The sequence below is a fragment of the Streptomyces anandii JCM 4720 genome (assembly GCF_014650655.1).
Classification (GTDB): domain Bacteria; phylum Actinomycetota; class Actinomycetes; order Streptomycetales; family Streptomycetaceae; genus Streptomyces; species Streptomyces anandii.
Window position 1 is genome coordinate 27,447 of the sequence record NZ_BMVJ01000012.1, and the last position, 15,399, is coordinate 42,845.

A 15,399-nucleotide genomic window follows, 5' to 3' on the forward strand; every position below is an offset into this window, starting at 1 on the left:
GCTCGACGCGGAGGGCCTGCTGCCCGCGATCACCTTCATCTTCAGCCGCGCCGCGTGCGAGGCCGCCGTCCAGCAGTGCCTGTACGCGGGCCTGAGGCTCAACGACGAGGAGGCGCGCGAACAGGTCCGCGCCCTGGTCGAGGAGCGCACCGCCGCCATCCCGCCCGAGGACCTGCACGTCCTCGGGTACTACGAGTGGCTGGAGGGCCTGGAGCGCGGCATCGCCGCCCACCACGCGGGCATGCTGCCGACCTTCAAGGAGGTCGTCGAGGAGCTGTTCGTGCGCGGGCTGGTCAAGGCGGTGTTCGCCACCGAGACCCTCGCGCTCGGCATCAACATGCCCGCCCGCTCGGTGGTCCTGGAGAAGCTCGTCAAGTGGAACGGCGAGCAGCACGCCGACATCACCCCCGGCGAGTACACGCAGCTCACCGGCCGGGCCGGCCGCCGCGGCATCGACGTCGAGGGCCACGCGGTGGTGCTGTGGCAGCGGGGGATGAACCCCGAGCAGGTGGCGGGCCTGGCCGGCACGCGCACCTATCCGCTGCGCTCCAGCTTCAAGCCGTCGTACAACATGGCGGTCAACCTGGTCGAGCAGTTCGGCCGGCACCGCTCGCGCGAGCTGCTGGAGACGTCCTTCGCGCAGTTCCAGGCCGACAAGTCGGTGGTCGGCATCTCCCGCCAGGTGCAGCGCAACGAGGAGGGCCTGGCGGGCTACAAGGAGTCGATGACCTGCCACCTCGGCGACTTCTCCGAGTACGCGCGGCTGCGCCGGGAGCTGAAGGACCGCGAGACCGAGCTGGCCCGCCAGGGCGCCGTCCAACGGCGGGCCGAGGCGGCCGTCGCCCTGGAGCGGCTCAAGCCCGGCGACATCATCCACGTGCCCACCGGCAAGTACGCGGGCCTGGCCCTGGTCCTCGACCCGGGCCTGCCCGCCGGCCGGTCCAACGGCCACCGTGGCTTCGAGCACCACGACGGTCCGCGCCCCCTGGTGCTGACCGCCGAGCGGCAGGTCAAGCGGCTGGCGGCGATCGACTTCCCGGTGCCCGTCGAGCCGCTGGAGCGGATGCGGATCCCCAAGTCCTTCAACGCCCGCTCCCCGCAGTCCCGCAGGGACCTGGCGTCCGCGCTGCGCACCAAGGCCGGGCACATCCCGCCCGAGCGGCACCGCAAGCGGCGTTCCCAGGCGGCCGACGACCGGGAGATCGCCCGGCTGCGCGCCGCCCTGCGCGCCCACCCCTGCCACGGCTGCAACGACCGTGAGGACCACGCCCGCTGGGCCGAGCGCTACCACCGGCTGCTGCGCGACACCAAGCAGCTGGAGCACCGCATCGAGGGCCGTACGAACACCATCGCGCGGACCTTCGACCGGATCGTCGCGCTGCTCACCGAGCTCGACTACCTGCGCGGCAACGAGGTGACCGAGCACGGCAAGCGCCTCGCCCGGCTCTACGGCGAACTGGACCTGCTGGCCAGCGAGTGCCTGCGCGAGCGGGTCTGGGAAGGCCTCGCCCCGGCCGAACTGGCCGCCTGCGTCTCGGCGTTGGTCTATGAGGCGCGGGTCGGCGACGACGCCATGGCGCCCAAGCTGCCCTCGGGCGGGGCGAAGGCCGCGCTCGGCGAGATGGTGCGGATCTGGGGCCGGCTGGACGCGCTGGAGGAGGAGTTCCGCATCAGCCAGACCGAGGGCGTCGGCCAGCGCGAGCCCGACCTGGGCTTCGCCTGGGCGGCTTACATGTGGGCGTCCGGCAAGGGCCTGGACGAGGTGCTGCGCGAGGCGGAGATGCCGGCCGGCGACTTCGTGCGGTGGTGCAAGCAGGTGATCGACGTCCTCGGGCAGATCGCGGCCGCCGCCCCCGGCGAGGGTTCCACGGTCGCCAGGAACGCGCGCAAGGCCGTGGACGGCCTGCTGCGCGGAGTGGTCGCCTATTCGTCCGTCGGCTGACGACACCCGGCGTCCCGCCGGAGGAACCGGAAGAGCCGGAAGAGCCGGAAGAACCTGAAGAAGCGGTCCCCCGTCCTGTGCCAAGGGCGGGGGGCCGCTTCGTGGTTACGGGCACGGGCGATGTGGAATCCCTCGATCACCCGTCACGGTGAGTTGTCTTCGTACACCCGTACGTCATGACGCTCCGCGTTCGAACGACGTCACGGTGTGTAAACGACCCGAGCGTACTCCTCGGCCGGGGGCGGTTTCAGGTGCTTGCCGAATATGACATGGCGATGATCCGGTCGGACTAAGCTCGCCCGCGGCGCACCGAGTTGAGCGAATTCGTGCGCTTGTTCCCAAAGGTCGGGAAACTCCTGTCAGTTCCCTGACGTACCCCCCGCAAGCTGCCCCCAACCCCCAGCCGATTCGTTGAGAAGGCCTACATGGTGAGTGTTCAATCGCCTCCCGGCGGCCGTGAACTTCCCTACGCGCGCGTGCTGTTGCTGCCCGCCATAGTCATGGCGGCGGTCACCGGAGCCGCCGTCGCCCTGGTGGCGGACCCGGCCCGCCTCGCCGTCGGCTGCTGCGGCGCCGTCGCCACCCTGCTCGTACTCGCCACGGCCGCCGAGGCCGCGCGCCGCGGTCGTGTCATCCGCGCCGACCGGGCCGAACACGCCCGTCACAGCCAGTATCTGGAGCGGCGCCTGGCCGCCCACGACGCCGACGTCGCCCGCCTCGGAAACGAGATCATCCCCACCGCTGTCCGGCACCTGCGGTTCAACAACACGCCGCAGGAGACGATGCGCGACATCGTCGACGCCGACCCGGTCTGGCGCCGCATCCCGGAGTCCCAGCGCGCGGTGCTGTGGACGATCCTGAACATCGTCGACACCGAGGAGAACCTGCGCGACTCCACGCAGCGCTCCTTCGTCAGCCTCGCCCGGCGCGTCCAGGCGATCGTGCACCAGCAGGCCAAGGAACTGCGGGAGATGGAGGAGGACCACGGCCGCAGCCCCGAGGTCTTCGACGACCTGCTGCGCATCGACCACGGCACCGCACTGATCGGCCGCCTCGCCGACTCCATCTCCGTCATCGGCGGCGGCCGCCCCGGCCGCCAGTGGCCCAACCCCGTCACCCTCTACAGCGTGCTGCGCGGCGCCATGTCGCGGATCCTGGAGTACCGCCGCATCGAGCTGCACTCCATCGCCAAGGTCAACATCAAGGGCACCGACGTCGAGCCCGTCATCCACGCCGCGGCCGAACTCCTCGACAACGCCACCCGCTACTCCCCGCCCCAGACCAAGGTGCACGTCACCGCCATCGAGGTGCAGAGCGGCGTCGCCATCGAGATCGAGGACGGCGGTGTGAGCCTCAACGAGGAGACCCGCGCCCGGCTGGAGAGGACGCTCGAGGCCGCCAAGGCCGGCGTCGACCTCCAGGAGCTCGGCGAGAGCCCCCGCCTGGGCCTCGCGGTCGTCGGCCGCCTGTGCACCAAGTACGACATGCAGATCTCCCTGCGCGCCTCCGCCTACGGCGGCGTCCGCGCCGTACTGGTGGTGCCCAGCAAGATGATGACCACCGAACCGGCGCCCGGACTCGCGCACGGCATCGGCGCCACCTCCATCCCGCGGCCCGGCGAGGACGCCGTCGAGGGACCCAAGCGCGCCCCCAAGCGCCGCCGCCCCACCAGCCCCCGCATCCCCGCCTCGGTGCCCATGGAGGACGACGTCCCCGAGGTCACCGAGTGGACGGAGAACGGGCTGCCGCAGCGCCGCAGCCGAGTCAAGATCCCGCTCCACCAGCGGATCGCCGAGCAGGTCGCCGCCGAGCGGGCCGAGAAGGAGGGCCGCTCGGTGTGGCCCACGCCCGAGCCCGAGCCGGCGCCCGCCGAGAAGGAACCCGAACCCGGCCTGTGGGTCGAGGCCTTCTGGGACGGACTGAAGAAGGACAACCCGGGTTCCGACCCCACCGCGTTCACACAGGACCCGACCGCTTTCACCCACCTGATCGAGAAGCCGGCCCGTGCCGAGGCCGACGACGAGGGGGACCTCAAGTGATCCAGCAGCGAGCCAACTTCGACTGGATGCTCAAGGAGCTCAACGACGGCGTACCGGGCATCGAGATGATCGTGGTGCTCTCGTCCGACGGGCTGCGCATCGCCCGCTACGGCGGCGACCCCGACGCCGCCGACCGGGTCGCCGCGGCCTGCGCCGGACTGCAGAGCCTGGCCAGTGCCGTCGCCGTGGAGATCCCCGACAGCGACGGCCGGATGAAGCTGGTCATCATCGAGATCAACGGCGGCTACTTCTACCTCATGTCCGCCGGCGCCAACGCCTACCTCGCGGTGCTCGCCGACATCCGCACCGAGCCCGGTCTCATGAGCGCCCGCATGCGCGACCTCGTGGTCCGCATCGGCGCCCATCTGACCAGTCCGCCCCGGCGGAACGGGCAGACCGTATGACTCCTCCGCGACGCACCAGGCGCTACCCCCGGCACGAACCGACGCCGCCCCCCAAGCCCGCCAAGGAGGGCGAGGAGAAGAACCCCGAGCGGCTGTACGTGGTCGCCGGCGCGGCGGAGGACGGCGCTCGCGCCGCCCTCGACCTGGTGACCCTGATCGTGGCGCGCGCCGAGGCGCCGCCCTCGGCCACGCCGGAGCAGACGGCGGTGCTGCGGCTGTGCACCGCCCCGCTGTCGGTGGCCGAGCTGTCGGCCTACCTCAATCTGCCGTTCAGCGCGATGACGGTCCTGATCACCGAGCTGCTCACGGCCGAACTGGTGCAGGCGCGCGCCCCGATCGTCCGCCAGGCGGTACCCGACCGTTCCCTTCTCGAAGCGGTGATGCATGGACTTCAACGGCTCTGACACCATCCCCGGCCCGCGCACCGAGGACCACCTGCCGCACACGGCCCAGGCCGCGGCGAAGATCGTGATCGTCGGCGGGTTCGGGGTCGGCAAGACCACGATGGTCGGCTCGGTCAGCGAGATCAGGCCGCTGACCACCGAGGAGACCATGACCCAGGCCGGCATCGGGGTCGACGACAACTACGGCTCCGAGTCCAAGACGGCCACCACCGTGGCGATGGACTTCGGCCGCATCAGCATCACCGACCAGCTGGTGCTCTACCTCTTCGGCACCCCCGGCCAGCAGCGCTTCTGGTTCCTGTGGAACGGGCTGTTCGAGGGCGCGCTGGGCGCGGTCGTGCTGGTCGACACCCGCCGGCTGGAGGTCAGCTTCGACGTCATAGGGCGCCTGGAGGAGCGCGGGGTGCCCTTCGTCGTGGCCGTCAACTCCTTCCCGGACGCGCCCCGTTACCCCATCCCTCAGCTGCGCACGGCGCTCGATCTGACCGAGGACATCCCGATGGTCGAGTGCGACGTACGACGCCGGGCCTCCAGCCGGGACGTACTGCTGACCCTGATGCGCTTCCTGCACTCCCTGACCATGACCGGCTCGCGCACCTGACCGCCTCTTCCCTGCTTCTTCCCGTCCCGAAAGCGACCGCTGTGACGCCTGAACCCCACTACCCGACCGGTCCGGACGACCTCGCCCCCGACCCGCCCCCCGGCTGCCCCGCGCACGGTGTCGGACCCGGCGGGCTGCACCGGCTCCACGAGGCACGGGACCTCAAAGCGCTCTACGCCCGGCTGCGCGAGAGTTACGGCCCGGTGGCCCCGGTACTGCTCCACGACGACGTGCCGATGTGGGTGGTGCTCGGCCACGCCGAGAACCTGCACATGGTGCGCACGCCCTCGCACTTCACCCGGGACAGCCGGATCTGGACCCCGCTGGCCGAGGGCATGGTCAAGCCCGACCACCCGCTGATGCCGCACATCGCCTGGCAGCCGATCTGCTCCCACGCGGAGGGCGACGAGCACAAGCGGCTGCGCGGCGCGGTCACCGCGGCGATGGCGACCATCGACCACCGCGGACTGCGCCGCCACATCGGCCGGGCCACCCAGCGGCTGGTCAACCGGTTCTGCGAAACGGGCCGCGCCGAACTCGTCGACCAGTTCTCCGAGCATCTGCCGATGGCGGTGATGTGCCAGGTCCTGGGCATGCCCGAGGAGTACGACGACCGGATCGTGCACGCGGCCCGGGACATGCTCAAGGGCACCGAGACCGCGATCGCCAGCAACGAGTACATCATGGGCTGCCTGCGGCGCCTGGCCGCCCGCCGCCGGACGCAGCCCGAGGACGACTTCGCCAGCCACCTCGTCAACGACCCGGCCGGGCTCACCGACGACGAGGTCGGCCAGCACCTGCGGGTGGTGCTGATCGCCGCCTACGAGGCGACCGCGAACCTGCTCGCCAACACGATCCGCCGGGTGCTCACCGAACCCGGCTTCCGCGCCCAGCTCAACGGCGGCCAGATGACGGTGCCCGAGGCGGTCGAGCAGTCCCTGTGGGACGAGCCGCCCTTCAGCACGGTCCTCGGTTACTTCGCCAAGGAGGAGACCGAGCTCGGCGGGCAGCGCATCCGCAAGGGCGACGGGCTGCTGTTCGGCATCGCGCCCGGCAACGTCGACCCCCGGGTGCGCCCCGACCCCACGGCCGACATGCAGGGCAACCGGTCCCACCTCGCCTTCGGCGGCGGTCCGCACGAGTGCCCCGGCCAGGACATCGGCCGCGCCATCGCCGACGTGGGCGTCGACGCGCTGCTCATGCGGCTGCCGGACATCCAGCTCGACTGCGACGAGGAGGAGCTGCGCTGGAAGGAGTCGATCGCCTCGCAGCACCTGGTGGAGCTGCCGGTGCGCTTCACCCCGCGCCCGCAGCAGTCCGAGACGGCCAAGCCCAGCCACACCCCGGTGGAGATTCCCGAACCGCGGATCGACTGGGACATCAGCGACATGCCCGCCCGCCCGGCGGACGTCGACGACGACCCGCCCGCGCCCGAGTGGCGGACCGGCCCCGTACCGCCCGCCGGTCAGGAGGACGCGGCGGTACGTCCGCTCGGCCGCTGGCAGCGCTTCCTGCGCTGGTGGCGCGGCTACTGACCGTCCCAGCCGGCCGGTGAGGACCAGGCCGCGAGGTCCCGCCCGCTGCGGAAACGGTGCTCGGTGCCGGTGATCGGGTCGGTGAACTCCAGTGTCCGCGCGAGCAGTTGGAGCGGGCGCCGGAAGTCGCCGGCCGGCGCCGGGCCGGTCACCACCGGATACAGCGGGTCCCCGAGAATGGGCACGCCCAGCGCGTTCATGTGCACCCGCAGCTGGTGCGTCTGCCCGGTCGCGGGCACCAGCCGGTAGCGGGCGAGCCCGTCCGCGCGGTGCTCGACGGCCCGGACGAGGGTGACCGCGTTGGGCTCGCCCGGCACCTCGCGGGCGGTCAGCACCCCGCGCTCCTTGACGATGCGGCTGCGCACGGTGCGCGGCGCGTCGAGCGCGGGGTCGTGGGGCGCGACGGCCTCGTACTCCTTGCGCACCCGCCGGTCGCGGAACAGCGTCTGGTACGCGCCGCGCTCCTCGGGCCGCACGGTGAACAGCACCAGTCCGGCGGTGAGCCGGTCCAGGCGGTGCGCGGCGGTGAGCTCCGGCAGGCCGAGCTCGCGGCGCAGCCGCGCCAGCGCCGTCTCGGCCACGTGCGCCCCGCGCGGGGTGGTGGCGAGGAAGTGCGGCTTGTCCACGACGACGAGGTGCTCGTCGCGGTGGACCACCTCCAGCGGGAACGGCACCGGCACCTCGTCCGGCAGCTCCCGGTGGAACCACACGAACAGGCCCGGCTCGTACGGCGCCCCGGCCGCGACCGCCCGCCCGTCGGCCCCGACGATCCGTCCCGCCGCCAGCATCGCCTCGACGACCCCCGGGCCCGCTCCCGACAGCCGCTCCACCAGATGCTCGCCCACGGTGGCCCACGGCCCCGCCGCGGGCAGCCGCACGCGCACCGCGTCCACCCCGCGCCGCTGCGGCAGGGGGGAGGGCGGCGCCCCTGACCTTCGCCTCATTCCAGGAACCCTACGGCGGACTCGACAAGCGACCCGGAACGCGATACATCGTGAGTATTGACGCCGCTTCCGGGGTCGCGATATGTTCGGCTACGGATATTCGGTAGCGAGGGTGTAGCAGAAGCGGGGTGGTCCTCATGTCGATGAAGCGGCGCAAGCTGAGCAATCCGCTGGCGCTCGCCGTCATGGCGACCCTCCGGCAGAAGCCGATGCACCCCTACGAGATCGCCCAGACCCTGCGCCGCCAGGGCAAGGACGCGAGCACGAAGATCAACTACGGCTCGCTCTACACCGTCGTGCAGAACCTCGAGAAGCACGGCTTCGTGACGGTCACCGAGGTCGAACGCCAGGGCAACCGGCCCGAGCGCACGATCTACGGCCTCACCGACGCCGGGCGCGAGGAGATGGTCCAGTGGATGTCGGACCTCGTGGCCGTCCCGGCCAAGGAGTTCCCCATCTTCGAGACGGCGCTCTCCCTCCTCGGCGTCCTGCACCCCGACGACGTCGTACGTCTCCTGCGGGAGCGGCTCGGCGCGCTGGAGGTGCAGGCGGCGAGCGCACGCGGGGGACTGGAGAAGCTCTACGAGAGTCTGCCGCGGCTCTTCCTGATCGAGAACGAGTACCAGCTGCACATGATCGAGGCCCAGGCCCGCTGGGTGCGCGGCTTCCTCAAGGAGCTCCAGGAGGGCTCGCTCCCCGGCATCGAGCAGTGGCGGCGCTTCCACGAGACGGGAGAGGTCCCGCACGACTTCGAGGACGGGGAGGCGCCCGGCACCGAGACCTGAACCGGCGAACGACCCCGGCGGCGCTGTTGCAGCAGCACCGCCGGGGTCTCGAACCCCGAGCCGAATCCACCGTGAGGCTTCCTCCGGGCGATCGAGGTGCGGCACACCCAGGATAGCCCGGCGCTCCTCACGTGGATCTTCCGTCGGCCACCGGCCGATCCATCACCACAGGAGCACCGCATGAGCGGCACCCGTGCGCCCGCCGTCGAGGCGCGGCAGCTGATCAAGACCTACCCGGGCGGCGTCACCGCCCTGAACGGCATGGACCTCACCGTCGAGCCCGGCACCGTCCTCGGACTGCTCGGCCCGAACGGCGCCGGCAAGTCCACCACCGTCAAGATGCTCACCACCCTGGCCCGCCCCGACTCCGGCTCGGCGAGCGTGGCCGGCCACGACGTGCTGCGCCACCCCGACCGGGTGCGCCGCGCCATCGGCGTGGTCGCGCAGAACTCGGGCGCCGACCCGGTCGCCACCGGCCGGGAGAACCTCCGGCTCCAGGGCCGGCTGCACGGCCTCAGGGGCGCCGCGCTCGACCGGCGCGCCGACGAACTGCTGGAGCGCTTCTCCCTCACCGACGCGGCCAGGCGCCCGGTCAAGGGCTACTCCGGCGGAATGCGGCGGCGCCTGGACGTGGCGCTCGGCCTGGTGCACCGGCCCGAGGTGCTCTTCCTCGACGAGCCCTCCACCGGTCTCGACCCCGAGGCCCGCACCGCGATGTGGGACGAGATCGGCCACCTGGCCGGCGAGGAGGGCCTGACCATCCTGCTCACCACGCACTATCTGGAGGAGGCCGACCGGCTCGCCGAGCGCGTCGCCATCGTCGACCGCGGCCGGATCGTCGTAGAGGGCACTCCCGACGCCCTCAAGGGCGAACTGCGCGGCGACGCCGTCCACTTGGAGTTGCGGGAGCCGCTCGGCGAAGGCGGCCGCACCCTGATCGCCGGGGCGCTCGGCGCGCTGCCCGGGGTGCACGAGGCGCTGGTCGACGGGCGCCGGGTCAGCGTCCGTGCCGACGACGGGGCCGCCGCGGTGCCCGCGCTGCTCGCCGCGCTGGAGCGTGCGGGACTGACCGTCGCGGCGGCGACCGTGGCCCGCCCCTCCCTCGACGACGTCTACCTGCGCTATGCCGGACGCCGTTACGCCGACGCCGAGGCCGCCGGGGCCCATGCCGCGCACGACGACGCGGATGCCCCCGCCGGCCCCGGCGCCGACCCCCGCACCGACTCCGTCTCCCTCACCGGAGGTGCCCGATGAGCACCGCGATCGCCCAGACCTGGTACATGACCCAGCGGCAGCTCATGGTGTTCGCGCGTCAGCCCGCGTACGCGGTCATCACGCTGATCCAGCCGGTGATCTGGCTGTTCCTGTTCGGCAGCCTCTTCCGCGAGGTAGTCGGGCTCGGCGGCTTCGGGACCACGTCCTACCTGGACTACCTGGTGCCGGGCGTGGTGGTGATGAGCGCGCTCAGCTCCAACATGTGGGCCGGGATGGGCACGCTGGAGGAGATCCAGCGCGGCACCCTGGACCGCTTCCTGACCACCCCGGTCGGCCGGGCCGCCCTGATGAACGGCAACGTCGTCCACAACGGCCTGGTCACCGCCCTGCAGTCGGTCGTCATCGTGCTGCTCGGTCTGCTCGGCGGTGCGGACTACCCGGGCGGGACCGGGGGCGTCGCGGTCCTGGTGGTCGCCTCGGTGCTGCTGGGCACGGTGTTCGGGGCGCTGTCCAACGCGCTGGGGATGCTGGTGCGCGAGCGGGAGTCGATCATCGGGATCAACACCTTCCTGCTGCTTCCGCTCACCTTCCTGTCCTCCGCCTTCATGGCGCCGGCCCGGATGCCCGGCTGGATGCGGCACATCGCCGACTTCAACCCGCTCAACTGGGCGATGCTGGCGGGCCGTTCGGCCATGTCCGCGAACCCCGACTGGGGCGTCGTGGCGAGCCGCGGCGGCGCGCTGCTGGGCCTGGCCCTGATCGGCGTGTGGCTCTCGATCCGGGCCCTGAGGTCCTACCAGCGCTCGATCTGACCGGACACGGAACGGCGGCCCCCTCTCCGGGAGCCGCCGTTCCGGCTCGGTCTTCTCCGGAGCCGTCGTCCGGGTTCACGCCGCCGGGGCCGCGCCCTCCTGCTCGGCCTCGATACGGGCGTTCCACTCGCGCTTGGAGGCCTGCCAGCCGTCCTCGTTGTGACCGAGGCGCCAGTAGCCGGAGATCGACAGGTGCTCGCGCGGGACGCCGTGCTCGACGCGCAGCAGATGGCGCAGCTGCTTCACGAACCCGGCCTCGCCGTGCACGAACGCGTGGACCCGGCCCTCGGGGAACTCCAGTGCCCGTACCGCCTCCACCAGCGCCTCGCCGACCGGCCGGTCCCCGCGGTGCAGCCAGACCACCTCCACGTCGGAGTCGATCTTCTGCTCCTCCTCCGGGCCGGACACCTCGACGAAGGCGTGGGCCCTCGCACCCTCGGGCAGCTCCTCCAGGGAGCGGGCGATGGCGGGCAGGGCGCTCTCGTCACCGGCGAACAGATGCCAGTCGGCGCTCGCGTCGGGGGCGTAGGCGCCGCCGGGTCCCATGAAGCGCACGGTCTCGCCGGGCCGCGCCAGCAGCGACCAGGGGCCGGCCAGGCCCTCGTCCCCGTGGACGACGAAGTCCAGGGTCAGCTCCCGGTGTTCGGGGTCCCAGGCGCGCACGGTGTACGTGCGGGTCACGGGCCACTGCTCGCGCGGGAACTCCGCCCGGACGCGGTCCATGTCGAAGGGCTCCGGATACGTGGCGCCGCCGGACGGGAACAGCAGCTTCACGTAGTGGTCCGTGCACGTGCCGGCCGAGAAACCGGCCAGTCCTTCGCCGCCGAGCACCACGCGCTGCATGTGCGGGGTCAGCCGTTCGGTACGGACGACCTGCGCGGTGTGGGTCCTCCGCGGCTTGCGCGCCGGACGTTCTGCCATGACGGCCTCCCAGTTCCCCATGCTTAGGCTTGCCTAAGTTAGCATCTTCCCCCAGTGAACACCTCTTTCATGAGGACTTCTTGAACACGGGCCCGCCCCGGCCGTCACCCGCCGAGCGTGGTGAGCAGCCGCTGGAGGGAACCGCCCAGTCCCCAGCGGCCGGCCAGCCGCTCCAGCCCGGCCGGATCGCGCGGCGCGCGCGGCAGCGCGGTGTCGACGTCCGGCAGCGGCACGTCGGCCGCCACCCGCACCACCTTCGGCGCCACCGAGAGATACGGCCGCGCCTCCTGCAGCCGCTTCCGCTGCGAGGGCGTGAGCTTGGCACGAGGGTCGTCGACCGCCGCCAGGATCCCGGCCAGGTCGCCGAACTCGGCGAGCAGCCGGGCCGCCGTCTTCTCCCCGATGCCGGGCACGCCCGGCAGTCCGTCGCTCGGGTCGCCGCGCAGCAGCGCCAGATCCGCGTACCCCCTGCCGTCGACGCCATACTTCTCGCGCAGCAGCGCCTCGTCGGTGGTCTGCAGGGTGCCGACGCCCTTGAGCGGATACAGCACGCGCACGCCCCGCGCGTCGTCCACCAACTGGTACAGGTCACGGTCGCCGGTGACGATGTCGACCGGGCCCTTCGCGCGCGCGGTGAAGGTGCCGATCACGTCGTCCGCCTCGTACTCCGCCACGCCCACGCGCGCGATGCCGACCGCGTCCAGCACCGCCTCGATCACCGGGACCTGAGGGGAGAGGGTGTCCGGCACCTCCTCCTCGTCCGGCCCCGCCGGGTGCTCCTCGGCGACGCGGTGCGCCTTGTAGGACGGGATCAGCTCCACCCGCCACGCCGGGCGCCAGTCCGCGTCCATGCAGGCCACCAGGTGGTCGGGCCGATGGTCCTTGACCAGGCGGTCGATGAAGTCGAGCAGCCCGCGCACGGCGTTCACCGGCGTGCCGTCCGGGGCCCTGACCGAGTCCGGGACGCCGAAGTAGGCGCGGAAGTACAGGGAGGCGGTGTCGAGGAGCATCAGTCGTCCGGTCACGCCCCGCATCATGCCGCACACCACTGACAGTCACCGGCGTGCGACAGGCGCCGGTCGTGTGGCGGGCCCCCCGTGCGCGCAACAGGTTGCGGTATGCGCTCACGCAGTGAGGTGGCCCACTTTTGTGTTTGGCCTCGGGGCGCTTGGGCAGGTGCGGCCTCGGAACGAAAGTGATTGCGTTATTCAACTGTTAGCGGCCTTTCGTGTCCGTGCCCCCGGCCCCGAGACGAGAGGTTCGCGTGTCATCCAGGCTTGAGACAGAGCACCTGTACAAGGTGTTCGGCAGACGACCGGACGCGGCGGTGGAAAGACTCCGGCAGGGAGCCGACCGCGAGGAACTGCGCGCCGACGGGACCACCGCCGCGGTGATCGACGCCTCCTTCACCGTCGAGCCCGGCCAGATCTTCGTGGTCATGGGCCTGTCCGGCTCCGGCAAGTCCACCCTGCTGCGCATGCTCAACGGACTGCTGGAACCCACCGCCGGCCATGTGCGCTTCGACGGCCAGGACCTCACCGCGCTCACCGGCAGGGAGCTGCGCGAGGTCCGCTCCAGGAAGATCAGCATGGTCTTCCAGCACTTCGCGCTGTTCCCGCACCGCAGCGTCCGCCAGAACGCCGCCTACGGCCTGGAAGTGCAGGGCGTGCCCCGCGCCGAGCGCGAACGCCGCGCCGACGAGGCGCTCGCCCTGTGCGGCCTGGCCGGCTGGGAGAAGTCCTGGCCCGACGAGCTCTCCGGCGGCATGCAGCAGCGCGTCGGCCTGGCCCGCGCGCTCGCCACCGACGCCGACCTGCTGCTGATGGACGAGTCCTTCAGCGCCCTGGACCCCCTGATCCGCCGTGACATGCAGGACCAGCTGCTCCAGCTGCAGAAGACCCTGAAGAAGACGATCGTCTTCATCACCCACGACCTGAACGAGGCCATGCGCCTGGGCGACCGCATCGCCGTCATGCGCGACGGCCGCATCGTCCAGATCGGCGGCGCCGAGGAGATCCTGCTGCGCCCCGCCGACGACTACGTCGCCTCCTTCACCCAGGACGTCGACCGCTCCCGGGTGCTGACCGCGCAGGCGGTCATGGACCGCGAGGTGCGCGGCGACGAGGCCGACTGCGGCTGCGAGACGGCCCGCGAGGACACCCCGTTCACCGAACTGTGCGCGATCAGCGCACGCGTGCCCCACCCCGTCGCCGTACGCGACGCTCGCGGCGCGCTCGTCGGCGTCGTACCCCGGCAGCGCCTGGTCGGCTTCCTCGGCGACGAGCAGGCCACGCCCGTGAGCTGCGACGCGCCGCGGGACAAGGGCGGCGAGAAGGCGGTGGCCCGTGCCTAGGATTCCGCTCGGCGACTGGGTCAACTCGGCGGTCGACTGGCTGCTCGGGCACATGGCCTGGCTCTTCGACTTCCTCAAGCTGGTGTTCACCGGCACCTACGACGGCATCAACGCCGTGCTCCAGGCCCCCGAGCCGCTGCTGCTCGCCGGCATCTTCGCCGTGCTCGCCTTCTGGCTGCGCGGCACCCTCGCCGGTGTCCTCACCTTCGTGGGCTTCGCCTTCATCGACTCCCTCGAACTGTGGGACGACGCGATGATCACCCTCGCGCTCGTCCTGGTCGCCACGCTCATCGCGCTGGTGATCTCGGTGCCGGTCGGCATCTGGGCGGCCCGCTCCGACCGGGTCAGCGCGCTGGTCCGGCCGGTCCTGGACTTCATGCAGACGCTGCCCGCGATGATCTACCTCATCCCGGCGATCCTGTTCTTCGGCACGGGCGCCTCCGCGGGCATCGTCGCCACCCTGATCTTCGCCCTCGCGCCCGGCGTGCGCATGACCGAGCTGGGCATCCGCCAGGTCGACAAGGAACTGGTGGAGGCGGCCGAGGCGTTCGGCACCACGCCCCGCAACACGCTGCTGCGGGTCCAGCTGCCGCTGGCGCTGCCCACCGTCATGGCCGGCGTCAACCAGGTGATCATGCTCGGCCTGTCCATGGCCGCGATCGCCGGCATGGTCGGCACCGGCGGCCTCGGCGGCGACGTCAACGAGGCGATCGGCCAGCTCAACGTGGGCCTCGGCTCGGAGTCCGGCATCGCCATCGTGATCCTCGCGATCTACCTCGACCGCATGACCAGCGCGCTGGGCACCCAGGTCTCGCCGCTCGGCCGGCGCGCGGCCGCCCGGCTCCGGGCCTCGGGCGGCCTGCGGATCTGGTCCTACCGGCCGCAGCCGCAGATCGCCGTCGTCGGCATGGTGATCCTCGCGCTCGTCGCCGGCGGCATGGGCGTCTTCGGCGGCTCGGGCCCCGCGGCCACCGCCGACGACCAGGGCGCCGGCAAGGACGTCGGCAAGGGCAAGAAGATCTCCATCGGCTACATCCCCTGGGACGAGGGCGTCGCCTCCACCTTCCTGTGGAAGGAGATCCTCGAACAGCGTGGCTTCCAGGTGGACGCCCGCCAGTTCGACGCCGGCCCGCTCTACACCTCGCTCGCCCAGGGCAGCGTCGACTTCGAGACCGACTCCTGGCTGCCGACGACCCACGCCCAGTACTGGAAGAAGTACGGCAGCCGGCTCGACGACCTCGGCTCCTGGTACGGCCCCACCTCCCTGGAGCTGAGCGTGCCCTCGTACGTGAAGGGCGTCGACTCGCTCGACGACCTCAAGGGCAAGGCCTCCCTCTTCGGCGGCAGGATCACCGGCATCGAGTCCAGCGCCGGGGAGATGGGCCTGCTCAAGAGCAAGGTCCTCAAGGACTACGGCCTGGACAAGGAGTACAAGGTCGTCGAC

At 71.7% G+C, this 15,399-nt stretch carries 14 protein-coding genes; 11 read left to right on the top strand and 3 right to left on the bottom strand.

Translation table 11 applies throughout. The features are described 5' to 3' along the window. The 6 genes from IE249_RS21640 to IE249_RS21665 form a co-directional block, all read left to right on the top strand. On the top strand, nucleotides 1-1,942 hold a 1,942-nt coding region (locus IE249_RS21640; protein WP_229858960.1), incomplete at its 5' end, for a DEAD/DEAH box helicase. Between the two features lie 425 nt (nucleotides 1,943-2,367). Further along, nucleotides 2,368-3,981 carry an ATP-binding protein gene (locus IE249_RS21645; RefSeq protein ID WP_189706976.1) on the top strand — a complete coding sequence of 538 codons (1,614 nt, stop codon included), beginning with the start codon at nucleotides 2,368-2,370 and terminating at the stop codon, nucleotides 3,979-3,981. Then, complete coding sequence (locus tag IE249_RS21650) at nucleotides 3,978-4,385, top strand: roadblock/LC7 domain-containing protein (RefSeq protein WP_189706978.1); 408 nt, start codon at nucleotides 3,978-3,980, stop codon at nucleotides 4,383-4,385. The genes IE249_RS21645 and IE249_RS21650 overlap by 4 nt, the downstream gene beginning before the upstream one ends. Next, a complete protein-coding gene (locus IE249_RS21655) occupies nucleotides 4,382-4,789 on the top strand; it encodes a DUF742 domain-containing protein (protein ID WP_189706980.1) in 408 nt (135 codons plus the stop codon). Before IE249_RS21650 ends, IE249_RS21655 begins: the two co-directional genes overlap by 4 nt. Continuing rightward, complete coding sequence (locus IE249_RS21660) at nucleotides 4,770-5,390, top strand: GTP-binding protein (RefSeq protein ID WP_189706982.1); 621 nt, start codon at nucleotides 4,770-4,772, stop codon at nucleotides 5,388-5,390. The genes IE249_RS21655 and IE249_RS21660 overlap by 20 nt, the downstream gene beginning before the upstream one ends. Nucleotides 5,391-5,431: 41 nt before the next feature. Next, nucleotides 5,432-6,925: a cytochrome P450 gene (locus tag IE249_RS21665; RefSeq protein ID WP_189706984.1), complete on the top strand. Its 1,494-nt coding sequence runs from the start codon at nucleotides 5,432-5,434 to the stop codon at nucleotides 6,923-6,925. Here the strand turns inward: IE249_RS21665 and IE249_RS21670 are convergent. Then, nucleotides 6,919-7,869 carry an RluA family pseudouridine synthase gene (locus IE249_RS21670; RefSeq protein ID WP_189706986.1) on the bottom strand — a complete coding sequence of 317 codons (951 nt, stop codon included), beginning with the start codon at nucleotides 7,867-7,869 and terminating at the stop codon, nucleotides 6,919-6,921. The genes IE249_RS21665 and IE249_RS21670 overlap by 7 nt on opposite strands. 137 nt (nucleotides 7,870-8,006) lie before the next feature. Between IE249_RS21670 and IE249_RS21675 the strand changes: the two genes are divergently transcribed. The 3 genes from IE249_RS21675 to IE249_RS21685 all read left to right on the top strand — a co-directional run bounded on the left by IE249_RS21675 (nucleotide 8,007) and on the right by IE249_RS21685 (nucleotide 10,681). Beyond that, complete coding sequence (locus IE249_RS21675) at nucleotides 8,007-8,654, top strand: PadR family transcriptional regulator (RefSeq protein WP_189706988.1); 648 nt, start codon at nucleotides 8,007-8,009, stop codon at nucleotides 8,652-8,654. A 180-nt stretch (nucleotides 8,655-8,834) separates the two neighbouring features. Further along, on the top strand, nucleotides 8,835-9,908 hold the full coding sequence (locus IE249_RS21680) for an ATP-binding cassette domain-containing protein (protein ID WP_189706990.1): 1,074 nt from the start codon (nucleotides 8,835-8,837) through the stop codon (nucleotides 9,906-9,908). Beyond that, nucleotides 9,905-10,681, top strand: coding sequence for an ABC transporter permease (locus IE249_RS21685; RefSeq protein ID WP_189706992.1), 777 nt, complete (start codon nucleotides 9,905-9,907; stop codon nucleotides 10,679-10,681). The genes IE249_RS21680 and IE249_RS21685 overlap by 4 nt, the downstream gene beginning before the upstream one ends. Nucleotides 10,682-10,756: 75 nt before the next feature. On the opposite strand, the gene IE249_RS21690 is transcribed toward IE249_RS21685, so the two are convergent. Together IE249_RS21690 and IE249_RS21695 are read right to left on the bottom strand one after the other, a co-directional pair. Next, entirely contained in the window at nucleotides 10,757-11,602 is an 846-nt protein-coding gene (locus IE249_RS21690) for a siderophore-interacting protein (RefSeq protein WP_189706994.1), read from the bottom strand. 104 nt (nucleotides 11,603-11,706) lie between these two features. Further along, complete coding sequence (locus IE249_RS21695; protein ID WP_229859022.1) at nucleotides 11,707-12,636, bottom strand: 5'-3' exonuclease; 930 nt, start codon at nucleotides 12,634-12,636, stop codon at nucleotides 11,707-11,709. Nucleotides 12,637-12,866: 230 nt separating this feature from the next. Here IE249_RS21695 and IE249_RS21700 point away from each other — a divergent pair, with 230 nt between their 5' ends. Continuing rightward, entirely contained in the window at nucleotides 12,867-13,955 is a 1,089-nt protein-coding gene (locus IE249_RS21700) for a quaternary amine ABC transporter ATP-binding protein (RefSeq protein ID WP_189706998.1), read from the top strand. Next, on the top strand, nucleotides 13,948-15,399 hold a 1,452-nt coding region (locus IE249_RS38055; protein ID WP_229858962.1), incomplete at its 3' end, for a glycine betaine ABC transporter substrate-binding protein. The genes IE249_RS21700 and IE249_RS38055, both read left to right, overlap by 8 nt.